We start from the raw sequence: 19671 nt of genomic DNA, 5'->3' as shown, positions 1-19671 counted from the left end.
TCGAAAAAGAATCCCATGTGAACTACGGCGCCACAGGGAATACAGGCGTCGTTGGGAAGCGCGCTGCGGTTCTCGCCCATTGCAACGATTACCTCAAGCGGCGTCCGGTCGGCGGGGTCCAGCTGTGCGGCATCAGCCATGCTCTGCTCCTGTAGTCACATGCTCGAAACGGTTGCTTCTGATTTCCTGAACCACGGAATCGGGCAGCGCTTCCATGGCGGCGCCAAACGCACCCAGCTTCCCCTTCGTTTCCTCAACAATGCGCTGCACTGCGGGGTGTTTGTCGAAACCCGGACTGACGACCAGCGTGTAGTACACGTACTGCTGAAGATCGGTGGTGTCGGTCAGGCGATACTTCAGCCACCCCTGCGACGCGACGCGTGCAGTACGCCTGAATGCCCTGGCCTCAAACCACTCGGCCTCATCCGGATCTTTAATATTTGCCAGTTCCCCAGATTTCGTCTGAAACCAGTGATCCACTGCTGCGTAGTCGATCCGCGATCCACCCATGTCATTGCGAAACTCAAACTCGACGTGATCGTCGGGATAGAAATGCACGCCCAGTATCACCGCGCCGATGCCGCCCGATATCTTCGTCTTTGGAAAATGCACCTGCGTTGTCTTGTGAATCTTCCTGATCTTCTGATGTGCATCGATCGCCTTGATCGCTTCGTCGGCGTCATACACTTCCCAGTCAACCGTAAACTCCGTTCCCTTCAACTTGTAGCAACAGTTCACCGAGCCTGCACCACTGCCTGGCATCAGGTCTCCACCGCCGCCCGCCCTGTTCCCATACTTGTCCCGGATGATGAATCGGCTCAGATTGAAGGGCGTGTAATTCATCCCAGACACACTCATCCCGCCGTAAGTGGGCTCCGACGATAAAACGTCGCAGCCCATCAAAGCGACGGTCACGAAACACAGCACTATCAGTTGTTTGATCACGGTCCGGCTCCTGCTATCACCCGCCCGAAACGGTTGCTTTTGATTTCCTGAACCACGGAATCGGGCAGCGCCTCCATGGCCGCGCCGAACGCAGCGGGTCTTCCCTGCGTTTCCCCGACAATGCGCTGCCCTTCAGGGCGCTGATCGAAATCCGGGTTGACGAGCAGCGTGTAGTAGACGTACTGCTCACAATCGGTAGCGTCGGTCATGCTCCAAGCCGCCCGTTGTGAGCAGGAAAGAAACGCAAACGCGGGCATCGGAAAATGCCCGCGTGCGGCCGGAGAGGCTGACCTGACTGGCCGCGGCCGCGTTCAGATCACGCGTTCGCGCAGCCAGGCGGAGAAGAGGTCGATTACCGTGACGACGGCGATCACCATGATGAGCACCGTGCAGGTCTGTGCATAGTCGAACGAACGGATTTTCTCGTACAGCACGACGCCGATGCCGCCCGCGCCGACCATGCCCACCACCATCGCCGAGCGCACGTTCGATTCGAAGCGGTAGAGCGCGTACGAGATCCACAGCGGCGTCACCTGCGGCAGCACGCCGTAGATGATTTCGTCGAGCGGATTCGCGCCCGTCGCGCGCACGCCTTCGACCGGACGCGGGTCGCTGGCTTCGACGGCTTCCGCGAAGAGCTTGGCCAGCACGCCGGTCGTGTGGACCCACAGCGCCAGCACACCCGCGAACGGGCCGAGCCCCACCGCGACGATAAACAGCATCGCGAACACCATCTCATTGATCGCGCGGCTGGCGTCCATCACGCGGCGCACCGGATGGCGGATCCATGCGGGCGCAAGATTTCGCGCCGACATGAGCCCGAACGGCACCGCGCAGACGACTGCGAGCACCGTGCCCCACAGCGCGATCGCGAGCGTCACGCCCATCTCGTGGACATAGAAACGCCACTCGGAGAAGTTCGGCGGGAAGAAGTCGCGTGCGAACTCGCCCATGCTCGCGGTGTCGCTGAACAGGTCGAGCGGGCGCATGTCCGCGCCGCGCCAGGTCGCGCCGAGCAGCACGAACACGAGCGCCCAGCCGACGAGCGAGCGCCAGCTGCGCTTTTCGGACTGGGCGGCCAGGGCGTAGCGCGCACGCACGGCGGCGGGCACGGCGCCCGCCGTGGCCGCCGCGCTTGCACCGTCGGGGTGAGTCACGCTCATTGCTTCGATTCAGCGGCGAGCGCGCTGATCTTCGCGTCGATGGCGGCGATCTGGCTCTTGCGGTCGTCGTCGGCCAGGGTCGCGTTGGCCTCGATCTTCCGTTTCTCCTGGAACAGCGAGATCTGGCGGACCGGGATCAGCTGCGCGTCCGTCGACGGTGCGAAGCCCGCGAAGCCCGTGATGTCGGCCATGATCTTTTTCTCGTTCGGATCGGTCTTCGCATAGCCGTAGAAGAAGTCGCGCAGTTTCTGCTTCGTCGCTTCAGGCAGATCCTTGCGGTACACGAGCGGGTCGGACGGGATAACCGGCGAGGTCCACAGCACGCGCACCTTCTTGAAGCGATCCGGGTGCGTGTGCTCCAGCGTGTCCAGCGTGATCGTATTGTTGGTGGCGATATCGATCTTGTTGTTGACCACGGCGAGCATGTTCGACTCGTGGTTCGCCGGCAGCACGGCCTTGAAGGTCTTCGCGTTGACCGCCACGTTGCGCTGCGCGAACAGGTAGTAACCCGGGACCAGCGTGCCCGAGGTCGAGTTCGGATCGCCGTAGCCGAGCGTCACGTCCTTCGTATTCTTGAAGACATCGTCGAGCGTCTTGAACCGGCTGTTGACGTTGGTGATCAGCACCGACTTGTAGCCTGCTTCGCCGTTGGCGGAGCGCAACTTCGCGAAGATTTCGCCGTTCGAGCGGTCGACGGCCTGCATCGCCGATGCGTTGCCGAAGTAGCCGAGCTGGACTTTGTTGAAGCGCATCGCTTCGATGATGCCCGCGTAGTCGGTGGCGAAGAACGGCTTGACCTGCAGGCCGGTCTTGCGGTTGAGGTCGTCGACGAACGGTTGCCAGACCTTTTTGAGCACCGCCGACGAATCCGTCGAAATGATGCCGAAGTTCAGGTCTTCGGCGTGCGCTGCGGTGCCGGCAAAGGCGAGACACGCGGCGCTCGCCGCGAGCAGGGAGCGGAACAGTTTCATGGGTTGAAGTCCACGTTGAGGAAGATGGGTTCAGGCTGCTTCGGATTGTCTGGATCGTTCGGATTGTTCGGGCGGTTCGCCGAAGCGGTGCGCGCCCACGGGGGCTGCGGACGCGGCAGGATCGGCAGGGTCCAGCAGCTCGCGCGCGGCGCTGCCGTAAAGCTGTTGCAGCAGCGCGGGCGTGAGCGCCGCGCTCGGGCCGTCGTAGACGATGCGGCCGTCGCGCAGCGCGACCGTGCGCGTGCAGTACTGCATGGCGATATCGACCTGATGCAGCGAGACGACCACGGTCAGCCGGTGCTGGCGGTTGAGCATCGTGAGCAGGTCCATGACGCGGCGCGACGATTCGGGGTCGAGCGAGGCGATCGGTTCGTCGGCGAGGATGAGGCGCGCATGCTGCACGAGCACGCGCGCGATTGCTGCGCGCTGCTGCTGGCCGCCGGAGAGATCCGCGGCGCGTTCGCGCGCCTTGTCGCTGATGCCGACTTCCTCGAGCGCGGCGAACGCCAGTTCGCGCTCGCTGCGCGGAAAGCATCCGGTCAGGCGGCACCACAGCGGCAGCCGCGCGAGTGCGCCGACCAGCACGTTCGTTTCCACCGTGAGCCGGTGCACGAGATTGAACTGCTGGAACACGAAGCCGACGTCGCGGCGGATGTTGCGCACCTCGCGCACGATGCGGCCGTTTTTCTGAATGGGGCGGCCGAATATTTCGATATGCGAAGGTTGCTGATCGGAGGCGATGAAGCCGGAGACATGCCGCAGGAGCGTGGATTTGCCCGATCCCGAAGCGCCGATCAGGGCCACCATTTCGCCGGTGCCGATACGCAGGTCGATATCGTCGAGCGCTTTGCGGCCGTTCGCAAAGGTCTTTGAGAGTCGTTCGATTCGTATGGCGTCCATATTAATCAGGAGAGTCTGGCGTGAGTTGCTGAGTCGCTGGGTCATTGAGTCGGGCCATTCTAGAAAACGACTATGACGGCTGGGTGAAAGAAATGTAATGTCTAGACGACTTCATGAACCTGACAGAGGCTGCGCGCGCAGTGATCGCGCGTGTGCGTCATGCGCTTTCGGCGACCCTCGACCGGTCGCCGAAAACGCATGGCCGGCGACTCCGGACGCATGGTCGAATCCCGGTGCACCAGCCGGCATTTCCGATGCACGACAGTCATATGGAGGGGCTATATTGGCGGGAAGCGTGGCCCACTGTCACCGCAAACGCGGCCCTTCCTTTGACCGAGCAACGTTCCATGCAGGCTCTTGGTTTTCTGCCCGATAGCTTCGAGGAATACGAGGACCTGAAGACGCTACTTGACGAGGGGGCGAGGTGGTTCGACACGCGCAGCCTGGCTACGGTCGAGGTGCGCGGGCGCAGGTTCGAGATCCTCGTTGCATCGGTCGGCTCGACCGATCCGCAGGCCCCCGCGGTTGCGTTATTCGGCGGCATTCACGGACTGGAGCGTATCGGCTCGCAGCTTGTGCTCGACTACATGCGGGCGCTCATCGAGCGGCTCGCGTGGGACGAGGTTCTCGCCTACACCCTTGAATCAATCCGGATTTACTGCTGCCCGATCGTCAACCCCGGCGGCATGTGGCTTGCCACGCGGGCGAATCCGAACGGCATCGACCTGATGCGCAACGCGCCGCAGAACGCCGACGGACACGTGCCGTTTCTCGCGGGCGGTCAGCGCGTCGGCCCGTGGCTGCCGTGGTATCGCGGGCGGCGCGGCGCGCCGCTGGAGATCGAGGCGGCGGCGCTGCTGAAGATCGTCGAAGAGGAACTGGCGTGCCGCCCGCTCAGCTTCGCACTCGACTGCCATTCGGGCTACGGGTGGCGGGACAGCATCTGGTTCCCCTATGCGCGCACGCGCCAGCTCATGCGTAATTTGCCGGAGATGTATGTCCTCAAGCGGATGTTCGAGCACGCGCATCCGCACCACGGCTACACCTTCGAGCCGCAGAGCCATCAATATCTGCTGCACGGCGATCTGTGGGACTTCGCTTACGATCACGCGCCCGAGCAAAACGTGTTCTTGCCGCTCACGCTCGAACTCGGCTCGTGGCTGTGGATCAAGAAGAATCCGAGGCAGATTTTCTCGCGTCAGGGCATGTTCAATCCCGTGAAGGCGCACCGCACTGCGCGCGTGCTGCGGCGTCATGCAAACCTGATGGAGTTCCTCACGCGCGCCGCGTATTCGGCGCAGCGCTGGCTACCGCAGGGGCACGACCGTCAGCAGCTGCTGCACCGCGCAATCGAGCACTGGTATCACCGGGACAGGGGCCAGGCCCGCGTATGAGCACATGGATCCTGCTGCGCGGGCTGACGCGGGAAAGCCGGCACTGGGGGCGCTTGCCGGATTTGCTCGGCGACGCGGCGCCCGCCGGGCGGATACTGACGCTCGACCTGCCGGGCAACGGTGCTTATGCAACGTTGCCCGCGCCGCTTTCGGTGGAGGAGATGGTGGCGTTCGTGCGGACCGCGGCCCTGGAGCAGGGGGCGCCGCCGCCGTACCGCATCCTGGCCATGTCGCTCGGCGGCATGGTGGCGACGGCCTGGGCGCAGGCATATCCGCATGAGGTCGCGCAACTTGTGTTGATCAATACAAGCATGCGGCCTTTCAGTCACGCGTGGGAGCGGCTGCGCCCGCAGCGCTGGCCCGATCTGATCCGGCTGGCCGTGTGCTGGCGCGACGCGCCCGCCGCGGAAACCGTGATTCACCGCATCACCTGCAACCGCCGCGCGTCGCTCGATGCCGATCTCGCCGCCTGGACGGCAATCCGCGAAAGTGCGCCGGTCAGCCGTGGCAATGCGCTTCGCCAACTCGTTGCGGCGACACGATTTTGCGCCGCGCCGCGCGCGCCTGCGTGCCCGTTGCTGTTGCTGTCGTCGCAACAGGACCGGCTCGTGAACCCCGCATGCTCGGCGAGCCTGGCCGCCGCGTGGCAGGTGCGCCACCACCGGCATCCGTCGGCCGGACACGATCTGCCGCATGACGATCCGCACTGGACCAGCACCATGGTCGGCAACTGGCAGGCCGAACTGGCAGGCGAGCGCCAGCGCTACGTTTGATAACCGGTTTTCTCCGATAATAATATTAATCGCACAACTGGTTATTAAACATTCTTTCGTAATTATATTTGCAATTATTGTGTGAGGGCGCACGTAAGGAATTGATGTTAGCTGTCACATTTGTGTTAAATTTAATGGCATGAAGAATGAGCTGGAATTGAGGTTTGGTTACGTGCTATCTTCAGTTGAATTTTGAATTAAGGATGAATGGGTGAAATCGCAAAAGATACGTTTTGCGTTTACCCGGATGATCATCTGAATGGTCCTGTTTATGCGGTTCTTGGGCTGTGTTGCCTGTTGCAGAGGGGGTGCGCGGTTATATAACAATTATAATCAGACAAGACTGATAGTGGATTGCCTAATCGAATGATAAAAAAGCGAAACGTTTTTTATGAGGCCGTTTTCACTTCATATGAAAAAGATAATTAATTGAATTTAAAGAAATTTGTTAATGCATACCCACTGCGTGCCAGTGCGGCATTGATATATTTGTTTCAGTCCTGAAACATAAAGGCCTGTAAGGCATCCCACGCGCTTTCCGGAACCCGCCGGAAACGCCGCTTTCCTTTGTAAATTCAAGTACGTAAGTGCATGGCATGTCCTGTGCGTGAAGCGAGCCGGATTGGCGCAATCTGGCCAAGCCGCCCGTTCATCAACAAGGAGGATCCCATGCGAATGACAATACTGGCGACCGCTGCAGCCCTGGCCCTGGGGTTCAGTGGGTACGCAATGGCAAATCCATGCAGTGACAACTCCAAGGCTTGTGATCAGTCGTCTACGTCGGGGGCGAACTCCCTGACTAGCTCGGCAACCTCCACCCAAACGGCAGGCGGCAGCAACGCCAATGAAATCGCATCGGGTGCGAGCGTCTGGCAAGACTCCAACAACAGTACGAAGGTCGTGGCGTTGAGCAAGCTCGACGGCTACGTCGCCAACGTCGGTGTTTCCGGTATCGGCAATTACGCGACCAACTACGGTAGCGCGAGAGGCGGTAAGGGTGGCGCTGGCGGTGCGGGCTATGGCGGCGTCGGCATCGGCGGTAACGGCGGTAACGGCGGCGCAGGTGGTGCGGGCGGTTCGGGCGGCAACGCGACGAACGGCAGCGCGACGGCTGGCAACTCCACCAATGGCAGCGCGACGGCCGGTTCGGGCTACGCGGCCAACGGCGGACGCGGCGGCAACGCGCACGCAGGCGGCACGCAGGGCGGCACCGGCATCGGTCACGGCGGATGGGGCGCGGGTGTTGGCGTAGCGCTGGGCGGCCTCGCCGGTGCGGGTGGCGGCAACAACGGCGGCAACGGCGGCAGCGGCGGCGCAGGTGGAGCCGGTGGCGCAGGCGGCGGCGCGAGTGCCGGCAACAGCTCGATTGCAACGTCGACTTCGGCTGGCGGTGCGGGCGGCTCAGGCAATGCCGGCGCGGCCGGTGGCGGCGCCGGTGGCGCGGCCAGCGGTACGGGCGGCGCGGCAACGACCGGTTCGACTTCCGGCACGGGCGGCACGGGCACGGGCGGCGGCGGTGCAGGCGGCGCGGCGACGGCCCTGGCTGGCGCAGGCGGTGCTGGCGGCACGGGCACGGGCGGCAGCGCGACCAACGGCGGCGCTTCGAGCATGGCCTCGAACGGCAGCGCGACGGCAGGTGTCGGTGCTGGCGGTGCAGTGGGCGGTGCAGGCGGCGCGGGCGGCGTGGGCAACGGTGGCGTGGGCAACGGCGCGGTCGGTGGCGCTGGCGGCGCTGGCGGTACCAACTCGGTCAACGCGGGCACGTTCGACATGGCCAACGCCATGACGGGCGCTGCGCAGTCGGCAGCGGGCATCGTCGTCATGAGCCAGAACAGCGGCGCGGCTTCGCTCGTGCAACAGGCCGTTACGGTGCAGGCGAACCTGACTGTGGGTCACTAGTCATCAGGAGGTCTTATGCAACGAACTCTAATGGCGGCCGCCGCGGCGCTGGCATTAGGCTTCAGCAGCTTTGCGATGGCTAACCCCTGCAGCGACAACAAGGGTTCCTGCGACCAGAGTTCGACGAGCGGCGCCAATGCACTCACGGCCAGCGCGTCGAATACCCAGACCGCTTCCGGATCTGGCAGCAATGCCAACGAAGTGGCCTCCTGGGCGACTCTGCAACAGGACTCCTTCAATCACAGCAAGGCTGTCGCATTGAGCACGCTGAGCGGTTCGGTCAGTCATCTTGGCGTGACGAACATCGGCAACGTCGCTACGAACTTCGGTAGTGCTTCAGGCGGTTCGGCTGGCGCGGCTGGTGCGGGCTTCGGTGGCGCGGGTGTCGGTGGCAACGGCGGCAACGCGGGTGCCAGCGGCAACGGCGGCAACGCCGGTACGGCCTCGAACGGCAGCGCCACGGCTGGTAACGTCAAGAACGGCAGCGCCACGGCCGGCAACGGCTTTGGTGGTGCCGGTGCCAATGGCGGCACCGCATCTGCAGGCGGTACGCAGGGCGGTGACGGTCATGGCTCTGGCGGGCTGGCGGTGGCGGGCAACGGGGCGGCAGGCGGCCTCGCGATCGGCGTCGGCGGCAGCAACAGCGGCAACGGCGGCGTCGGCGGCAACGGCGGGCACGGCGGTAACGGTGGCAGCGCACTGGCCGGCAAAACGTCCACTGCGTCCGCAACCTCTGCTGGCGGCGCGGGCGGTGGCGGCGGAGCGGGCGGCTCGGGTGCCGGGGCAGGCGGTGCAGCCACGGCAGCGGGCGGCGCGGCGACGACCGGCACGACTACGGCCGCTGGCGGTAACGGCAGCGGCACGGGCGGTGCAGGCGGCGCAGCCGTGGCCTCGGGCGGCGCCGGCGGTGCTGGCGGAATGGGCATCGGCGGCAGCGGCAGCAACGGCAGCGCAACGACGACTGCGAGCAACGGAAGCGCAACCGGAGGTACGGGTGGCGCCGGGGCAGCAGGCGTAGCGGGCGCGGCAGGTGCAACCGGCAATGGCGGCATGGGCACGGGCGGAGTCGGTGGCGCTGGCGGAGCAGGCGGCACCAACACGGTGAACGCTGGCACGTTCGATATGAGCAACACGATGACGGCTGCGGCGCAGTCGGCAGCGGGCATCTCGATCATGAGCCAGAACAGCGGTGCAGCTTCGCTTGCGCAACAGGCCGTCACCGTTCAGGCCAACCTGACCGTAGGCCACTGAGTCGGATTTGTCATGCATGAATGCCGGGGGATCCACCGCGGGGCGTACGCCAGTGCGCCTCGCGGCTACCGCACCGAGGTCCGGCGGACAGTGACGTTTCAGCCATCCACTTCCGCGAGACCGAGGTCCTGAACGTGCCTTCTTGCGCCCCGACGACCCGTGGCGCACTCAGGCAAAGGAGAGGCCCATGCAAGCGCGAAGGAGAATTTCGCTGCTCCTGGTTTCAACCGCGTTGGCACTGCCCGGTGTCAGCGCGCATGCGGACGATGCGGTGCAGGCGCCGTCCGCGCAGGTTGGTGCGCAGGTTGGTGTGAAGGCTGCCGCACCCCTGTTTACGCTCCCGTCGGCCGTGCCTGCGAGTGTGCCTGCGAGTGTGCCTGCGAGTGTGCCTGCGGGTATGCCTGCTGGTATGCCGGAAACGAGCGCCGCGGCAACGCCACCCGCGAGCGGGACAACAGCCGCAGCGCCGCCGAAGCAAGACGCGTTCGGCGTGGCGATGACGACGGATCAACTCGACGAGCACCGCGGCGGCGACGTATTGGTCGGCCAGAATTATCTGACCGGCGCAGTCGCGAACAACTCCGCGACGCGAGTCGAGACCGGTTCCAACACGATCTCCGAAGGCTCGTTCGCGAGTTCGAGCGGCCTGCCGACCGTGATCCAGAATACCGGCGCCAATGTGCTGATCCAGAACGCGACTGTGCTCAACGTGCGCTTCGGGAACTGAAGCCATGAAGCGATTCGCCGTGGCTGCTTCACTCGCATGCGCACTTGCGTGCACGCTCGCCGCTTCGGCGGCGCGGGCCGATCCCATCGACGTGACCGATCCGGCCGGCGGGTACTACTCCCTGCACGTGACGAGCCTGAAAGAAGCCCGCTTCAAGTGGACCGTCAAACAGCAGTACGACTTCAGCTGCGGCTCGGCGGCGGTGGCGACGCTGCTCACTTATCAGTACGACTATCCAGTCACCGAGCAGCAGGCGTTCGTCACGATGTTCCAGAACGGCGATCAGGAAAAGATCCGCCGCGAAGGGTTTTCGCTGCTCGATATCCGCAACTTTCTTGCGTCGCGCGGCTTTCAGGCGGATGGCTACGAAGTGCCGCTCGACAAGCTGGAGCAGACCCATACTCCGGCGATCGTCCTGATCGTCGAGCATGGCTATCACCACTTCGTGGTCGTGAAGGGCGTGCGCGCCGGACGCGTGCTGATCGGCGACCCGGCGACGGGAACCCGGGCCATGTCGCGCGCGGACTTCGAGCAGAAGTGGCTGGACCGTGTGGTATTCGTCATTCATAACAAGCCCGCACAGGCCAGATTCAACGATGCGCGCGACTGGCACGTCGCGCCCGATGCGCCGCTTTACACCGGGATACCGCGCGAGGGGCTGTTTAGCGTCGTGGTGCCGAAGCTGGGACCCGGAGAATTCTGAGGATGACGATGAAACCTCAACCTCTAAGACTTGCCGGTATCGCTGCCGTGCTGTTCGGCCAGATGACGTCGTTCGGCGTGGGGGCGATCGAGCAGGATACGCCCACCGTGACCGAGGGGCGCGTGATGACGGCAGGCGACGCGCTGGCCGAAACCGACACGCCGGTTACAGCGGTTATGCCGGATTCCAGCGATGCCGCGCATCGGCTGGCCGCCGCGGATGAGCCACCTGGCCTCGCGCAGAACGCACCTGCCTCACGGCTGCAAGGCGATCCGATTACTGCGCCGCAAACGGATGCCGCGTATAGCGATCCCAACTGGGCGCCGCTCGCGGCGTCCGCGTTGACGCCCCGGCAACTCGACGACATGCGTGGCGGCTTCGATCTGCCCTCGGGGTTGCAGGTGTCGTTCGGCATCCAGCGTGTCGCGTTCGTCAACGGCAACATGGTGTCGACGACCAACTTCAACATCCCCGATATCGCCACCATGACGGCGCAGCAGGCGCAGGCGCTCGCGTCGGCCAGCACGAGCGGACTCGTGCAGGTCGGCAGCGGCAACGCGGTGCAACCGGGCGCATTGCCGGGATTGACGGGCGGCGTGATCCAGAACACGCTCAGCAACCAGCTGATCCAGGCGCTCACGACGATCAATACGTCGGTGAACTCGCTGGGTCCGTTCAAGGCGCAGAACGTGGGCGCGACGATCAACAGTGCCCTGATCAACGCGGTGCGCCCGCGCTAGAGCGGTGCGCCCGCGCCAGGTTCAAGACACGGGCGCGGGCGTGAGGTGCGCAGCCGCTCAGAACGAGATCGGCACGCGCAGTGTGACCGTGAGGTCCGGCGTATCGCGCGTGAGGCCCGCGCCGAGCGAGAAGTTGAGCGTCGTCGAGGGCGACAGCCGGTACGAATAGCCGATCAGCAGCGTGCCGAGTATCGCGCGCACGGATCCAGGCACCCTCTGTCCGTCCTGCGAAGTCGGCAAGACGATGCTCTGGTCATAGCCGATGCTGACCGAGGCCTTCTCATTCAGTGCAAGACCCATACCGATGTTGAAGCCCCAGATGTCGCCCGGCTGAACTTTGCCGAGGTTCTCGGTCGCGCCGTTGAGCAGCGTCAGGCTTTCATTCTTGCCGAAGCTGTGCAGATAGCTGAAGTTGCCGAAGAACACGACGGGGTCGGTCGGGAACAGCCAGGTGAGGCCCGGCTGGATCGCGTAAAAGCCGGATCCGGTCGGTTGCTGCAACGGCAGGCCGGTGCCGGTCGTGTTCGAGATGCAGGTCGTCACGCAATCGGTGACGACGTCGAACGGGCTCTTGCCCGTTGCGCTTTTGAAGCGCAGCCAGCCGACGTAGTAGAACTTTTCCGGCCCGCCCTGATTGAACTGATAGCGCAACGTCATTTCGACGTCGCCGATGCCATGGCCGTTGCTGCTGATCACGCTGTTGGCCGCCGCGCCGGTGAAGATCTGCCGCTCCACCGTATCGTTGGTCTGATAGACGTACGGCACGCGCACTTCGAGTTCCATCCGGTTCGTGATCCCGTAGCGCACTGCGACGCCGCCTGTGAGCGTGGTGGTTTTCACCTCGCTCACGTTGATGAGGCCGATCAGGAGCGCCGGGATGATCGTGTAGCCGACGAGCGAGAGCTGGTTCTCGGACGAGTAGGCGAACTGGAAATACGGTTCGATGACGAACTTGTGTCTTGGCGTGAGCACGCCGGGCTGCTCGAAGATCGGCGCGACTGCGGGAGGTCGCGTGTCGACGACGGGCGCCTGGCCCACCGGCGCATTCTGACCGTTTGCCGCTTGCCCGTTTTCCACCGGCGCCGACGTGACGCCGCCGGGCGACGTGCCTTGCACGGGCACGTTCTGATCGGTTGGCGCGGCCTGTGCGGTGGCGGCCGGAGCGTTCGTGGTGGATGCCGCGGCAGGCGTCGTGGCCTGCGCGCTGGCTGCCTGGTCGGTTGTCGCGGCCTGCGCCGCCGCAGCGGCGTCGCCGGTCGCGGCTGCGCCCGCCGTTGTTCCGACCGGCAAGCCGTTCATATCCGTGCCGCCCGTGCCGCGCTGCAGCTCGAGCTGCTTGCTGTCGAGCGCGTGGCTCAGCCGGCCGATATTCGTCTCCTCTTCGGCGAGCTTGTGCTTGAGTGCTTCGAGTTCCTTGATCCGGGTGTTGAGCTCCTGCCGCAGGGTGGTGATGTTGTCCTGGGCCGCCTGGTTCTCCAGCGACTGAGCCTCGGCGGCGGTGCTAAAGAGCAGGAGTGTCGCGTAACTGATCGCTTGAATCCGACGAAGTGGCACGCGCTTCACGGTGTCTCTCCATGATTGGGCTTGCTGGTTCTACCCCGAGAGGTGCTACGGCAACAAGCCAACGCGCACGGCAAAATTCGAAAGCCGGGCGACGCCGGTCTCCGACGATTTCCACCCCGCGCCGTCCTGCGGCGCGATGAAGGGTGGACGCGTCGGCTTAGGCGCAGACATCAGCGAGACGACGCATCAGCGAGACAAGACTGAGCGTTGATCGAAACTGCCGTGCTGCACTTTGGGAAGCTTTTTATCGAGCGTTCCGTTGTTTGCGAGACCAACAGCGGACTCCAGAAAGACTAGTGCATGTGCCGTTGCCTGCCAAGCTGATGAACCCTGGCTTGTGATCGTTACATAACAGAAAAGCACTGTTTTTCAGGCACATTTCACAGGCTTACGACAACGCGTCGTGCTTGCGCCGCTGCTTGTTTCGATACATGCCGGGATCGCGTTTTTCTTCCGGATGACGTATATCAAGACTAATCGATGGATGCGGCGTCAATCGTTGTGGAAGAAATCATGTAAGTGAAGAATGAAGACGCGGTTGTGCATTGACTGGACACGTCGGTCGAATCCGCGCAATGGAATTCGCATCGACTGAGCCGCGATGGTGCGGTCATGGCGCCGACATGGTGTCTACATACCCGCGTCATGTTGAATGGGTAGACGGCATGCGCGCGCGGCACGCGTGCAGGGGCTGCCGGAACTGGCCATAATATCGGCTCGAACTATTTCGCCTCGCGCCCATCATGACCGATCCAATCGTTGCTCCTTCTGCCGCTCCGCGTCTCACCAGCCTTTCGCACGGCGGCGGGTGCGGCTGCAAGATCGCCCCCGGCGTGCTCTCCGCGCTGCTCGCGCGCAGCACGCCGATTACTGCAGCCTTTCCGAATCTGCTGGTCGGCACCGAAACCGCCGACGATGCCGCCGTCTACAAGCTCAACGACGAACAGGCGATTGTCGCGACCACCGACTTCTTCATGCCGATCGTCGACGATCCTTACGACTTCGGCCGCATCGCCGCCACGAACGCGCTTTCGGACATCTACGCGATGGGCGGCAAGCCGCTCCTCGCGCTCGCGCTCGTCGGCATGCCGATCAACGTGCTGCCGCACGACGTGATCGCCGCGGTGCTGCGCGGCGGCGAGGATGTCTGCGCGGCGGCGGGCATTCCGGTCGCGGGCGGCCATTCGATCGACTCGGTCGAGCCGATTTACGGGCTCGCCGCCATCGGCGTCGTGCATCCGGACCGCGTGAAGCGCAACGCATCGGCGCGCGCGGGCGACGTGCTCGTGCTCGGCAAGCCGCTCGGCGTGGGCGTGCTCTCGGCTGCGCTCAAGAAGGAGCGCCTCGACGCCGCCGGATACCAGGCGATGATCGCCGCCGCCACGAAGCTCAACACGCCGGGCGCGAAGCTCGCCGCCTTCGACGGCGTGCACGCGATGACCGACGTGACCGGCTTCGGCCTGCTCGGCCACACGCTCGAAATCGCGCGCGGCGCGGGGTTGACCGCGCGCGTGCGCTATGCCGACCTGCCGTTCCTGCCCGGCGTCGAGGCGCTGGCTGCGGACGGCGTGTTGACGGGCGCATCGGGCCGCAACTGGGCCTCGTACGGCGACGGTGTGAAGCTTGGCGCCGACCTGCCGGTCGTCGCGCAGGCGCTGCTCACCGACCCGCAAACGTCGGGCGGCTTGTTGATCGCCTGCGCGCCCGACTGTGTCGCCGACGTGCTCGCGATCATGCATGCGGACGGCTTTGCCGATGCCCGCATCATCGGCGAACTGGACGCGGGCCCGGCGCGCGTCGAGGTCGCATGAGCGCGGAGTCGTCGAAAGCCATTGTTTACGCACTCGCGGCGAACGCCGGCATCGCGATCATCAAGTTCGCGGCGTCGGCGCTCACCGGCTCCGGCGCGATGTTTGCCGAGGCGATCCATTCGAGCGCCGACTGCGGCAATCAACTGTTGCTGCTGTTGGGCCTGCGCCAGTCGCGCAAGCCGCCTTCGCCGCTGCACCCGATGGGTTCGGGCCGTGCGATCAATTTCTATTCGCTGCTCGTGGCGCTGCTGCTGTTTTTCGTGGGCGGCGCATTTTCGGTGTACGAGGGCATTCACCGGCTGATCGCGCGCGAACCGCTGCAGCATGTCTACGTGGCGATCGCGGTGCTCGGCATTTCGGTGGTGCTGGAGACGCTCTCGCTCATCGGCGCGCTGCGGGCGATCCGTGCGGGCGCGCCGACGAAGTCGCTGTGGCGGTGGTTCCGCGAGACGCGCGAATCGGATCTGCTCGTCGTGGCCGGAGAGGACATCGCGGCGCTGGCCGGTCTTGCCATGGCGTTCGCAGCCGTGCTGCTGACCGTCGTTACCGGCAATCCGGTATGGGACGCGTTAGGCTCGATCGGCGTCGGGCTGCTGCTGATGACGATCGCGGGGCTGATTGCCCGCGAGGTGAAGTCGATGATCGTCGGCGAATCGGCGAGCCCCGAGATGCGCGGCGAAATAGAGGCGTTCTTGCGTGCGCGCAGCGAGATCCGCAGCATCATCAATCTGATCACGCTGCAATGGGGCAAGGAGATCGTCGTGGCCGTGCAGGCCGAGATGATCGATTACGCCGAAAGCCGCGCGATGGTTGCCGCGATCAACGTGATCGAAGCGGACCTTCAGGCGAAATTCCCGCAAGTGCGCTGGGTGTTTTTCGAGCCGGATTTCGTGGTTCGCTGAGGATGGCCGAGCGACAGTTTAAAGCCCGGTAATCGCATGATTGCCGGGCTTTTTGCGTCTTGCGATCAATGCCGGAACGGCGTCCAGACCGGAGTCGTCCTGTCCCATTGATCGAGTTCGGAAGGTTCTGCGAAATTCATTTTGAATCCTCGATGATTCGTTATCCGGAATAACTGCCGTGGCGGCACGTCATTGCCATGAATCGGCGGGACGCGAACGCCGCGTAACGACACGAGGACTATAGGCGCACGCGCGCCGGGGATCAACGCGCTGGCCGTGAATTGAATTGTTGAAATTCCGGAATAATCCGCTTTGTAATTGCGCTGTGCAGTTGCGCGCGCCGCGTATCAGCCCCGTTCGGCGCGCGTGCCGTGCATTATGCGACCCACTCCGTAACGACCGGCGTTTCGAAGGTCGTGCCCGATTCGCGCTCTTCGAGCGTGCGCTTCGTGCAGGTTTTGTCGAGCGACGCGCGTCCGCTCAAGAGCGGGCAGCGGTCGAATACCTCGGCGATCCAGTCGACGAACACGCGCACTTTAGGCGACAGATGCCGGCTGTGCGGATAGACCGCCGAAATCGGCATCGGCAGCGGCTTGAAGTCGGGCAGCACTTCGACGAGTTCGCCCGATTTCAGATACGGCAGCACCTGGTAGCGGGCGGGCTGGATCAGGCCGAAGCCTTCGACGCCGCAGGTGACATAGGCATCGGCGTCGTTCACCGAAACGATGCTGCTGAGCTTGATTTCCACTTCCTTGCCGCCGACGAGGAAAGCCCAGTCGATCACGCGCCCGGTGCGGTTCGAAAAGTAGTTCACGGCGCGGTGGTTTTCGAGGTCTTCGAGCGTCTGCGGCGTGCCGTGCCGCTCGAGATAGGCCGGCGACGCGCACGAGACGCCTTCGAATAGGCCGATGCGGCGCGCCACGAGTGACGAGTCCTGCAACGCGCCGACGCGCACGACGCAATCGACGCCTTCCTGCAAGAGATCCACCGGCCGGTCGGTGAGTCCGAGCTGCAAATCGATATCCGGGTAGCGCGAGTGAAATTCGCTCAGCGACGGGATCACGATAGCCCGGCCGATCGAGCCCGGCATGTCGATGCGCAGCTTGCCGTGCGGCTTGCGGTTACGGTCCTGGAACGTCATCTCGGTTTCTTCGACGTCCGCGAGGATGCGCACGCAGCGCTCGTAATACGCGGCGCCGTCGGGCGTGAGCGACAGGCGGCGCGTCGTGCGATGCATGAGGCGCACGCCGAGAAACGCTTCGAGATTCTGGATGATCGTCGTGACCGAAGCGCGCGGCATGTCGAGCGTTTCGGCTGCGCGCGTAAAGCTGTTGGTGTCGACGACACGCGTGAACACTTGCATGGCTTGCAGGCGGTCCATTGCCATTCTCCGTAAGAATTCGGCTGCCCTGCGCGTAAAAGGAGCGACAGATTGTTCGGGTGCGCCGAATTGTGTTGCCCGATTATAGGTATTTATTTGCAGGTCTGCCGAATTCACAATGCGCTCCATTCGAATCTAATCTCGCGCACTGCGCCGTTTCGACATGGATGCATTCAAGCCTTCGACTTCGCCGGCCTGCGCCGAGGACACGCTTCAGAAAGACCCGGTGTCCGGCGTGCCTCGCCCGGCTGCGCCCGCAGTTGCCGGTGCAGCCTCGGCGGGTGTGGCGGGTGCGGCAACGGCCGCGGCGGACGACCTGCTGGTGACGGACGTCGAGATCGACGGCTACGCACAAAAAATCGGCTTGCGCCTTTACCGGCCTGCCGGTGCGAGCGGGCTGCCGATCCTGCTTTATTTTCACGGCGGCGGTTTCGTGCGCGGCACGATCGACGACGGCAGCGAAGCGTCGCGCTATTTCGCGAAGCACCTGCCCGCGCTCGTCGTTTCGGTGGACTATTCGCTCGCGCCTCGGTTTCCGTTTCCGGCCGCGCCCGAAGACGCGCATCGCGCCGCGCAGTGGATCATCACGCGCGCCCGCGCGTTCGGCGGCAACCCGAAGCGCGTGATGGCAGCCGGTCACGACGCGGGCGGACAGATTGCGAATGTGCTCGCATTCATGGGACGCGATCGCGGCGACGTGCGGCTCGTCGCACAGGCGCTCTTTGCGCCGATGCTCGATCCGAGCCTCACGCGCCTCGGCGACGAACGGCGGCTCGGCTCGGACATTACCGCAGGCGAATGCGCCGCGTGCTATCGCGCCTATCTGCCCGAGGCGGCGCAGCGCATGCATCCGTACGCGGCGCCGCTCGAATCGTCGCGGCTGGCGGGTTTGCCGCCGACGCTGATCGTCACCGCACAAAACGACGTACTGCATATCGAGGCCGAAAAATACGCGAGCCGCCTGATCGAGGCGGGCGTGCGCACCCAGGTGGTGCGCTATCCGAGCATCTCGCACGCGCAGCTTGTCGCGTACGAAGCCGCGCTCAGTGAGGCCGTGGGCTTCTTCAAGTGCTGCTTCGAGGCCTGCGCAAAACGATAAAGAACATTCAATCAACACTCGTGGAGCCGGACATGTCACTCAAATCGTTTTCCCGTACGCGTATCGCAATGGCGGCGCTGGCCGTCGTTGCGGTTACCGGGTTCGGCGCGCTCGTTGCCATGCGCCTCGAAACCCATCCGGCCGCCGCCGCCGAAGCGCCGAGCGCACCCGAAGTGGACGTTGCCGCCGTGATCCAGCGCACGGTCACCGACTGGCAGAGCTACTCGGGGCGCCTCGAGGCCGTCGAGAAAGTCGATATCCGGCCGCAGGTTTCGGGCACGATCGTTTCCGTGAATTTCCGCGACGGCGCGCTCGTCAAGAAGGGCGATACGCTGTTCGTGATCGACCCGCGTCCGTATCAGGCCGCCGTCGATCAGGCCGCTGCGCAGCTCGCCGCCGCACAGGCGCGCACGGGCTACGCACAGAGCGACTGGGAACGCGCGCAGCGTCTGATCGCCGACAACGCCATCGCGAAGCGCGACTACGACGAGAAGCAGAACGCCGCCCGCGAAGCGAGCGCGAACCTGAAGGCCGCGCAGGCCGCGCTCGAAGCGGCGCAGATCAACCTGGGCTACACGCGCATCGTCGCGCCGGTGTCGGGGCGCGTGTCGCGCGCGGAGATTACCGTGGGCAACGTGGTGTCGGCGGGGGCGGGCGCGGCGCCCCTCACCACGCTGGTTTCGGTTTCGCCGATTTACGCCGGATTCGACGCCGACGAGCAGACCTACCTCGACTACATCAGCCGCATGAAGGACGGTTCGGCTATGCCGGTGGAGCTTGGGCTCGCGAATGAATCGGGCTATTCGCGCAAGGGCACGATCGAATCGGTGGACAACCGGCTCAACACGTCGTCGGGCACGATTCGCGTGCGCGCGCGCTTCGACAACGCAGACGGCACGCTCGTGCCGGGCCTCTACGCGCGCATCAAGGTGAGCGGCAGCGCCCCGCATCCGGCGCTGCTCGTGGACGACACCGCTATCGGCACCGACCAGGACAAGAAGTTCGTCTACGTGCTCGACAAGGGCGACCACGTCACGTATCGCCCCGTGCAGATCGGCGGACAACAGGGTAATTTGCGCGTGATCGCGGGCGGGCTGCAGCAGGGCGAGCGCGTCGTGGTGAACGGCGCGCAGCGTGTGCGCCCCGGTGAGGCCGTGCGTGCGCGCACGGTGCCGATGAATGGCGATCCCGAAGGCGACGCCGCCTCGTCGCTCGCCAGGACGCACGACGCCGATCCGCTCGCCGCCGCTTTGCAGGTTACTCCGCAGGTGGATTCGCAGGTTGTTCCGCAGGGCGCTTCCGCCGCGAAGCCCGCACAGCCTGTTGCCACCGCGGCGAAAGAAACACCCGCGCAGACACCCGCGCAAACACCGACCCGGACGAAGGACAGCAAGACCTCCTGAGGCATGCGTCCTGGCATCGAGTGTGCTTTCCTCCGCACCGATTAGT

18 protein-coding genes are annotated in these 19671 nt (G+C 64.4%); 11 read left to right on the top strand and 7 right to left on the bottom strand.

Features of this window, described 5'->3' with window-relative positions:
- Positions 1-132: 132 nt before the first annotated feature.
- The 5 genes from Q0L30_RS09105 to phnC all read right to left on the bottom strand — a co-directional run bounded on the left by Q0L30_RS09105 (position 133) and on the right by phnC (position 3979).
- Positions 133-900, bottom strand: coding sequence for a DUF3304 domain-containing protein (locus tag Q0L30_RS09105; RefSeq protein ID WP_296654144.1), 768 nt, complete (start codon positions 898-900; stop codon positions 133-135).
- Positions 901-941: 41 nt separating this feature from the next.
- On the bottom strand, positions 942-1154 hold the full coding sequence (locus Q0L30_RS09100) for a hypothetical protein (protein WP_296654132.1): 213 nt from the start codon (positions 1152-1154) through the stop codon (positions 942-944).
- Positions 1155-1256: 102 nt separating this feature from the next.
- The gene (gene phnE / locus Q0L30_RS09095) at positions 1257-2108 is read right to left on the bottom strand and encodes a phosphonate ABC transporter, permease protein PhnE (protein WP_296654129.1); all 852 of its coding nucleotides are present in this window, start codon (positions 2106-2108) and stop codon (positions 1257-1259) included.
- Entirely contained in the window at positions 2105-3079 is a 975-nt protein-coding gene (phnD, locus tag Q0L30_RS09090; protein WP_296654128.1) for a phosphonate ABC transporter substrate-binding protein, read from the bottom strand. The genes phnE and phnD overlap by 4 nt, the downstream gene beginning before the upstream one ends.
- A 30-nt stretch (positions 3080-3109) precedes the next feature.
- Positions 3110-3979, bottom strand: a complete 870-nt coding sequence (gene phnC / locus Q0L30_RS09085) for a phosphonate ABC transporter ATP-binding protein (protein ID WP_296654127.1) — start codon at positions 3977-3979, stop codon at positions 3110-3112.
- A 347-nt stretch (positions 3980-4326) separates the two neighbouring features.
- On the opposite strand from phnC, the gene Q0L30_RS09080 reads away from it, so the two are divergent.
- From Q0L30_RS09080 to Q0L30_RS09050, 7 genes are all read left to right on the top strand, one after another.
- Entirely contained in the window at positions 4327-5373 is a 1047-nt protein-coding gene (locus Q0L30_RS09080) for a M14 family zinc carboxypeptidase (protein WP_296654126.1), read from the top strand.
- Complete coding sequence (locus tag Q0L30_RS09075; RefSeq protein WP_296654125.1) at positions 5370-6146, top strand: alpha/beta hydrolase; 777 nt, start codon at positions 5370-5372, stop codon at positions 6144-6146. The genes Q0L30_RS09080 and Q0L30_RS09075 overlap by 4 nt, the downstream gene beginning before the upstream one ends.
- Before the next feature lie 669 nt (positions 6147-6815).
- Positions 6816-8045 carry a hypothetical protein gene (locus Q0L30_RS09070; RefSeq protein ID WP_296654124.1) on the top strand — a complete coding sequence of 410 codons (1230 nt, stop codon included), beginning with the start codon at positions 6816-6818 and terminating at the stop codon, positions 8043-8045.
- A 15-nt stretch (positions 8046-8060) separates the two neighbouring features.
- Positions 8061-9296 carry a hypothetical protein gene (locus Q0L30_RS09065; RefSeq protein ID WP_296654123.1) on the top strand — a complete coding sequence of 412 codons (1236 nt, stop codon included), beginning with the start codon at positions 8061-8063 and terminating at the stop codon, positions 9294-9296.
- Between the two features lie 187 nt (positions 9297-9483).
- Positions 9484-10023 carry a hypothetical protein gene (locus tag Q0L30_RS09060; protein ID WP_296654122.1) on the top strand — a complete coding sequence of 180 codons (540 nt, stop codon included), beginning with the start codon at positions 9484-9486 and terminating at the stop codon, positions 10021-10023.
- Positions 10024-10027: 4 nt separating this feature from the next.
- Positions 10028-10726, top strand: coding sequence for a C39 family peptidase (locus Q0L30_RS09055; protein WP_296654121.1), 699 nt, complete (start codon positions 10028-10030; stop codon positions 10724-10726).
- Between the two features lie 8 nt (positions 10727-10734).
- Complete coding sequence (locus Q0L30_RS09050; RefSeq protein ID WP_296654120.1) at positions 10735-11466, top strand: hypothetical protein; 732 nt, start codon at positions 10735-10737, stop codon at positions 11464-11466.
- A gap of 57 nt (positions 11467-11523) precedes the next feature.
- Here the strand turns inward: Q0L30_RS09050 and Q0L30_RS09045 are convergent, their stop codons facing one another.
- Complete coding sequence (locus Q0L30_RS09045; RefSeq protein WP_296654117.1) at positions 11524-13029, bottom strand: acetate kinase; 1506 nt, start codon at positions 13027-13029, stop codon at positions 11524-11526.
- A gap of 743 nt (positions 13030-13772) precedes the next feature.
- Here Q0L30_RS09045 and selD point away from each other — a divergent pair.
- Positions 13773-14840, top strand: coding sequence for a selenide, water dikinase SelD (selD, locus tag Q0L30_RS09040; protein ID WP_293046401.1), 1068 nt, complete (start codon positions 13773-13775; stop codon positions 14838-14840).
- Positions 14837-15742 (top strand): cation diffusion facilitator family transporter, encoded by a 906-nt coding sequence (locus Q0L30_RS09035; protein WP_296654109.1) that lies wholly within the window; start codon positions 14837-14839, stop codon positions 15740-15742. The genes selD and Q0L30_RS09035 overlap by 4 nt, the downstream gene beginning before the upstream one ends.
- Before the next feature lie 376 nt (positions 15743-16118).
- Here Q0L30_RS09035 and Q0L30_RS09030 read toward each other — a convergent pair whose 3' ends face one another.
- Complete coding sequence (locus Q0L30_RS09030) at positions 16119-17123, bottom strand: LysR family transcriptional regulator (protein ID WP_296654106.1); 1005 nt, start codon at positions 17121-17123, stop codon at positions 16119-16121.
- A gap of 163 nt (positions 17124-17286) precedes the next feature.
- Between Q0L30_RS09030 and Q0L30_RS09025 the strand changes: the two genes are divergently transcribed.
- Both Q0L30_RS09025 and Q0L30_RS09020 read left to right on the top strand, forming a co-directional pair.
- Positions 17287-18222 carry an alpha/beta hydrolase gene (locus tag Q0L30_RS09025; protein ID WP_296654102.1) on the top strand — a complete coding sequence of 312 codons (936 nt, stop codon included), beginning with the start codon at positions 17287-17289 and terminating at the stop codon, positions 18220-18222.
- A 32-nt stretch (positions 18223-18254) separates the two neighbouring features.
- A complete protein-coding gene (locus tag Q0L30_RS09020) occupies positions 18255-19625 on the top strand; it encodes an efflux RND transporter periplasmic adaptor subunit (protein WP_296654099.1) in 1371 nt (456 codons plus the stop codon).
- Positions 19626-19671: the final 46 nt, after the last annotated feature.

Source organism: Paraburkholderia sp., assembly GCF_024281035.1.
In the GTDB taxonomy this organism is placed as follows: Bacteria; Pseudomonadota; Gammaproteobacteria; order Burkholderiales; family Burkholderiaceae; genus Paraburkholderia.
This window is presented reverse-complemented; position numbering and strand designations above follow the sequence as displayed.

Coding starts and splice junctions, on each gene's coding strand:
- Q0L30_RS09105 (WP_296654144.1), bottom strand. CDS start 900: ATGGGCTGCGACGTTTTATCGTCGGAGCCCACTTACGGCGGGATGAGT.
- Q0L30_RS09100 (WP_296654132.1), bottom strand. CDS start 1,154: ATGACCGACGCTACCGATTGTGAGCAGTACGTCTACTACACGCTGCTC.
- phnE (WP_296654129.1), bottom strand. CDS start 2,108: ATGAGCGTGACTCACCCCGACGGTGCAAGCGCGGCGGCCACGGCGGGC.
- phnD (WP_296654128.1), bottom strand. CDS start 3,079: ATGAAACTGTTCCGCTCCCTGCTCGCGGCGAGCGCCGCGTGTCTCGCC.
- phnC (WP_296654127.1), bottom strand. CDS start 3,979: ATGGACGCCATACGAATCGAACGACTCTCAAAGACCTTTGCGAACGGC.
- Q0L30_RS09080 (WP_296654126.1), top strand. CDS start 4,327: ATGCAGGCTCTTGGTTTTCTGCCCGATAGCTTCGAGGAATACGAGGAC.
- Q0L30_RS09075 (WP_296654125.1), top strand. CDS start 5,370: ATGAGCACATGGATCCTGCTGCGCGGGCTGACGCGGGAAAGCCGGCAC.
- Q0L30_RS09070 (WP_296654124.1), top strand. CDS start 6,816: ATGCGAATGACAATACTGGCGACCGCTGCAGCCCTGGCCCTGGGGTTC.
- Q0L30_RS09065 (WP_296654123.1), top strand. CDS start 8,061: ATGCAACGAACTCTAATGGCGGCCGCCGCGGCGCTGGCATTAGGCTTC.
- Q0L30_RS09060 (WP_296654122.1), top strand. CDS start 9,484: ATGCAAGCGCGAAGGAGAATTTCGCTGCTCCTGGTTTCAACCGCGTTG.
- Q0L30_RS09055 (WP_296654121.1), top strand. CDS start 10,028: ATGAAGCGATTCGCCGTGGCTGCTTCACTCGCATGCGCACTTGCGTGC.
- Q0L30_RS09050 (WP_296654120.1), top strand. CDS start 10,735: ATGAAACCTCAACCTCTAAGACTTGCCGGTATCGCTGCCGTGCTGTTC.
- selD (WP_293046401.1), top strand. CDS start 13,773: ATGACCGATCCAATCGTTGCTCCTTCTGCCGCTCCGCGTCTCACCAGC.
- Q0L30_RS09035 (WP_296654109.1), top strand. CDS start 14,837: ATGAGCGCGGAGTCGTCGAAAGCCATTGTTTACGCACTCGCGGCGAAC.
- Q0L30_RS09030 (WP_296654106.1), bottom strand. CDS start 17,123: ATGGACCGCCTGCAAGCCATGCAAGTGTTCACGCGTGTCGTCGACACC.
- Q0L30_RS09025 (WP_296654102.1), top strand. CDS start 17,287: ATGGATGCATTCAAGCCTTCGACTTCGCCGGCCTGCGCCGAGGACACG.
- Q0L30_RS09020 (WP_296654099.1), top strand. CDS start 18,255: ATGTCACTCAAATCGTTTTCCCGTACGCGTATCGCAATGGCGGCGCTG.